Raw genomic sequence first — 5,180 nt, 5'->3', positions numbered from 1 at the left:
AACCAGGGTGAGGTTTTTCAAGATTTTTGGGTAATTCGATGACTTGTGTGTACACGGTAGCCTAGAAGGAGAGAGACTTTGAATTTTCTACCCTTCTCGACACAGGAAGGGGGTTATACCATTTCACACAAACCCTGATACATATAGATTTATCGTAGGGGCACAGCAATGCTGTGCCCCTACCAACGTATTTGGATCATTATTGTATAACGGTTATATTGAGAATATTGTTCACGCCTAGACGTGCCAAAGCAGCATTTATTTTCCTTAAACAGTCGATAATGTAAATAAATGTAATAAAATCCTCAGGCAGGACAGAAGCATCTATGCGTGTAATTTTAATGACCGGTAAAGGCGGAGTGGGCAAAACTTCCGTTGCGGCTGCAACTGGACTCCGTTGTGCGGAACTAGGCTATCAGACATTGGTTTTAAGTACAGATCCCGCTCACTCCCTGGCAGACAGCTTTGACATGGAACTGGGACATGCACCCCAAAAAATTCGCCCAAATCTGTGGGGTGCAGAATTGGATGCGCTGCAAGAACTGGAGGGAAACTGGGGTGCTGTGAAACGTTATATTACCCAAGTTTTACAGGCAAGGGGTTTAGACGGCGTACAGGCAGAAGAATTGGCAATTTTACCAGGCATGGATGAGATTTTTGGCTTGGTAAGGATGAAACGCCATTACGATGAAGGTGAGTTTGATGTCTTAATTATCGACTCAGCCCCCACGGGCACAGCACTGCGCTTGCTGAGTTTACCTGAAGTTGGTGGCTGGTATATGCGCCGTTTTTACAAACCATTTCAAAACATCTCCGTAGCACTTCGTCCTCTGGTTGAACCTTTTTTTAGGCCAATTGCTGGTTTTTCGCTACCTGATAAAGAGGTGATGGATGCACCTTATGAGTTTTATGAACAAATAGAAGCTCTGGAAAAAGTATTAACAGACAATACTCAAACCTCAGTGCGTCTGGTAACAAATCCTGAAAAGATGGTGATTAAAGAGTCTCTCCGCGCCCATGCTTATCTGAGTTTGTATAATGTTGCAACAGATTTAGTCGTGGCTAATCGCATTATTCCAAGCGTTGTCCAAGACCCATTTTTCCAACGTTGGAAGGAAAGCCAGGAGCAATATCGCCGGGAAATTCATGATAATTTTCACCCTCTCCCTGTGAAAGAAGTTCCACTTTTTTCGGAGGAAATGTGCGGATTGGCTGCATTAGAACGCCTGAAGGAAACCCTTTATAAAGATGAAGATCCGACTCAGGTTTATTATAAAGAAACGACTCTTAGAGTCGTGCAAGAGGGAAACCAATACAGCTTAGAACTTTACTTACCTGGTATTCCTAAAGACCAAGTTCAGCTAAGTAAAACCGGAGACGAATTAAACATTACTATTGGCAACCATCGTCGTAACTTAGTTTTGCCGCAAGCCTTAGCAGCACTACAACCAGCAGGAGCAAAGATGGAAGACGACTATTTGAAAATCCGCTTTGCTGACAATATAAGAGTTTAAGTTTGTTGCTAAGGCAATGTTTGATAAAAAGTCAAAACTAAAAAGCAAGAATTTTCTCTTGTAGCTAGTACAGACGCAATTATTTTAGCGTCTGTTTTTATGATTTTTTGGTAAATTTTTATAAAAGTGAAATAAATATTTTTATTAATGATTTGACCGTAGTTTTACTGAAGACAAAATGATTAAATAAATTTCAAAATGGCTTTAGATTTAATTATGCCAGGTTGCAAATTCTTAATTTATTTTGTTATAAACAATGACCTCCAACCCTGAACAAGATTTGCCCTTATGTCACCATGAAGAAAGTTTACTACACCGCATTACAAACCGTATTCGACGAAGCTTAGAGTTGGAAGAAATTATCACTGTGACAACGGCAGAGGTGCGATCGCTACTAAAAACTGACCGAGTGATGATTTACAAATTTCATGGCGATGCCAGTGGTGAAGTGATTGCTGAGTCAATTTACAACAATCGGTTGCCGTCGCTACTGGGGCTAAATTTCCCTGCTGATGATATTCCACACACCGCCCGTGAACTATTTATTAAATCACGGGTGCGTTCTGTTGTGAATGTTGATACTCAAGAGATTGGTCAAAGTCACCTGTGTGACTTGGAAAATGGAGAAACTATATCAGAGGAGATCCGTTACCGCCCTGTAGACTTATGCCATATTGAATATTTGACGGCAATGGGGGTAAAGTCCTCTGTAGTAGCGCCTATTCTCTATGAAGATCAACTCTGGGGGCTACTGGTATCTCATAATTCGGAAGCGCGTTTGATTTCAGAATATGAATTAGAAGCAGTACAGATGGTAGTGGATCAGCTATCAGTGGCGATCGCTCAAAGTACCCTTCTGACTCAAGTCCGCAAAACAGCCGAACGGGAAGCTATCATAAACCGCATTGCTACCCTACTACATTCACTACCGACGATTGTATTACAACCAGCCCTAGAAGCGGCTGTTGCTGCCTTTAATGGTGTTGGTGGTAGACTTTGCATTAGAAATGCAGCTTTTGATTTCCACAATGGCAACGCGACCAGCTTAACAGAATGCTTAATACCAGGAAATACTTGTATCAAGCTTTATATCTGTGGACAGCAACCTGTGATGCCAGAACAAACTATATATCCACTGATAGAGCAGTATAGCGTCTGGCAGGAACACTACAAGTCCAGTAACTACGATGTTTGGGCGATTTTAGATATATATAAAACTTCTGGCTTGCGAACTTTGCAAGTTGCTTTTCAACCAACTAAAATTCGCAGTATGTTGATGATCCCACTCCAGTATCGTCAGCAGTTGCTCGGCTACTTAAGTATTTTCCGCGACGAAATAGATACAGAAACTCTCTGGGCGGGGCAGTATGAGAGCGATCAAAGGCAACTGTACCCGCGTTTATCGTTTGAGGTTTGGCACGAATCTAAAAAAGCACAAGCTCAAAAATGGACGGTTGAAGAGATTGAACTGGCTAGAGAAGTGGGTAAACACTTTGGTTCAGCAGTTCAGCAATATGAACTATACCAACAAGTACAAGTCTTCAATGAAAATTTAGACAAACAAGTTAAAAGACGCACAGTTGAGTTAGAACGGACATCTGAACAAGAACAGGCTGTGTTTCAAGTTATTGCTGAGATTCGGGAATCTCTTGATACAGATACCATTTTTCAAACCACTACTAAAGAGGTTTGTCAATTAATCAAAGCCGATCGCGTTTCTGTTTATCGTTTTGATTCTGATTGGGGTGGGAAATTTGTTGGGGATTTTGAGGCTGCTAGTCCATACTGGTCGAATGAGTCCGAACTAGGTATTAATACAATTTGGAATGACACCTACTTACAAGACACACAAGGAGGACGTTACCGTAACAATGAAACATTTGCAGTCGATGACATCTACAAGATGGGGTTTGCTCAGTGTCATATCGACAATCTAGAGCAGTTTCAAATTCACGCTTTTGTGCTTGCTCCGATTTTTGTTGGGCAAAAACTTTGGGGTTTGTTGGCAACTTATCAACACACTGGCCCCCGCCAATGGAAAGCTTCTGAAGTTAACTTTCTCAGTCAGATTGCGGCTCAAATGGGGGTAGCAGTCCAGCAAGCTGATTTACTCACTCAGACCCGGCAGCAAGCATTAGATTTGGAACAAGCAGCAGAACAACAACGGGCATTGTTTGAAGTTGTTGCCAAAGTTAGGGAATCTCTTAACCTAGATGCGATTTTTCAGACAACCACCCAAGAAATCTGTAAATCACTACAAGTGGATCGAGTTGCAGTCTACCGCTTCCAGGCTGATTGGAGTGGTGAATATATCGCCGAGTTTGTGGGTGATAGCTGGGTAAAACTAGTAGGTGACGATCACAAGACAGTTTGGGAAGATAGCTATTTGCAGCAAACCCAAGGTGGGCGATATCGTCACAATGAAACCTTTGTAGTCGATGACATCTATCAAGCTGGCCACTCTCAATGCCATGTTATGGCTCTAGAGCAAATTCAAGCAAGGGCCTATGCGATCGCACCCATATTTATCGGGCAACAGCTATGGGGCTTACTAGCAGTTTATCAGAACTCTGCCCCCCGCCATTGGGAAAGCTCAGAAGTTCAGTTCATCACTCAAATTGCCAATCAGCTTGGAGTCGCACTTCAACAAGCCCAATTACATAATCAGGCCAAGGAGCAGACAGAAAACTTAGCTCTAGCTCTGGATAATTTAAAGCAAACTCAAACCCAACTGATCCAAACTGAGAAAATGTCCTCACTGGGTCAACTGGTAGCTGGTGTTGCCCACGAAATTAATAACCCGGTGAACTTCATTTATGGCAACATCAATTATGTCAACGATTACGCTCAAGATTTACTGAGTATACTAGACCTCTATTTGCAAAATACCCCCAACCCCAGCGCTGAGATGCGCGATCGCGCATTCGAGATAGACTTAGAATTTCTCATGGAGGATTTGCCTAAAACTTTATCTTCTATGAAAGTTGGAATTGATCGCATCCGTCAGATTGTCTTGGGTTTACGAAATTTCTCCCGCCTTGATCAGGCAGAAAAAAAGCCAGTTGATATTCACGAGGGCATTGATAGCACCTTGCTAATTTTGCAGCATCGCTTGAAAGCAAAACCAGAAAGTCCAGCGATTAAATTAGTCAAAGAGTACAGCGATCTTCCCTTAGTAGAGTGCTATGCCGGGCCACTAAATCAGGTATTTATGAATGTTTTAAGCAATGCGATCGATGCTCTAGAAGATCACAGCGAATCTCAATCAAAACCTCATAGCAATCAAATTACTATCAGTACTGCTCTTGGAGAGATGGAAGGCAATGTCAAGAGCGTAGTAATTCGCATTGCAGATAATGGGCCAGGAATACCGGAGTCTCTAAAGGCAAGAATCTGCGACCCATTTTTCACTACTAAGCCAGTGGGAAAAGGCACTGGCTTGGGATTGTCAATTAGTTATCAGATTGTCGTGGATAAACACGGTGGTGTGTTTAAATGTGATTCTCAGCCGGGGTTAGGTACAGAATTTTTGATTGAAATTCCGGTGATACAAATTACCAAATCGTACCATCAACTCCCGTAAGCTGGGGAGCCACCGCCCTGACTTTTCCCGTTAAGTCTCTCAAGATCGCTGCTAACCCTCACTCTTGTAGTGCAATTTTAACC

General features: G+C 42.4%; 2 protein-coding genes. Both read left to right on the top strand.

Features of this window, described 5'->3' with window-relative positions:
• Positions 1 to 326: 326 nt before the first annotated feature.
• Positions 327 to 1,514 carry a TRC40/GET3/ArsA family transport-energizing ATPase gene (locus HWQ41_RS18350; protein WP_292765704.1) on the top strand — a complete coding sequence of 396 codons (1,188 nt, stop codon included), beginning with the start codon at positions 327 to 329 and terminating at the stop codon, positions 1,512 to 1,514.
• 256 nt (positions 1,515 to 1,770) lie between these two features.
• Positions 1,771 to 5,097 carry a GAF domain-containing protein gene (locus tag HWQ41_RS18345; RefSeq protein ID WP_292765701.1) on the top strand — a complete coding sequence of 1,109 codons (3,327 nt, stop codon included), beginning with the start codon at positions 1,771 to 1,773 and terminating at the stop codon, positions 5,095 to 5,097.
• Positions 5,098 to 5,180: the final 83 nt, after the last annotated feature.

This window comes from Nostoc sp. NOS(2021) (assembly GCF_017115025.1).
Lineage (GTDB): Bacteria > Cyanobacteriota > Cyanobacteriia > Cyanobacteriales > Nostocaceae > Nostoc.
Note: the sequence above shows the minus strand (reverse complement) of the source record. Positions and strands in the feature narration are given on the sequence as shown.

Coding starts and splice junctions, on each gene's coding strand:
- HWQ41_RS18345 (WP_292765701.1), top strand. CDS start 1,771: ATGACCTCCAACCCTGAACAAGATTTGCCCTTATGTCACCATGAAGAA.
- HWQ41_RS18350 (WP_292765704.1), top strand. CDS start 327: ATGCGTGTAATTTTAATGACCGGTAAAGGCGGAGTGGGCAAAACTTCC.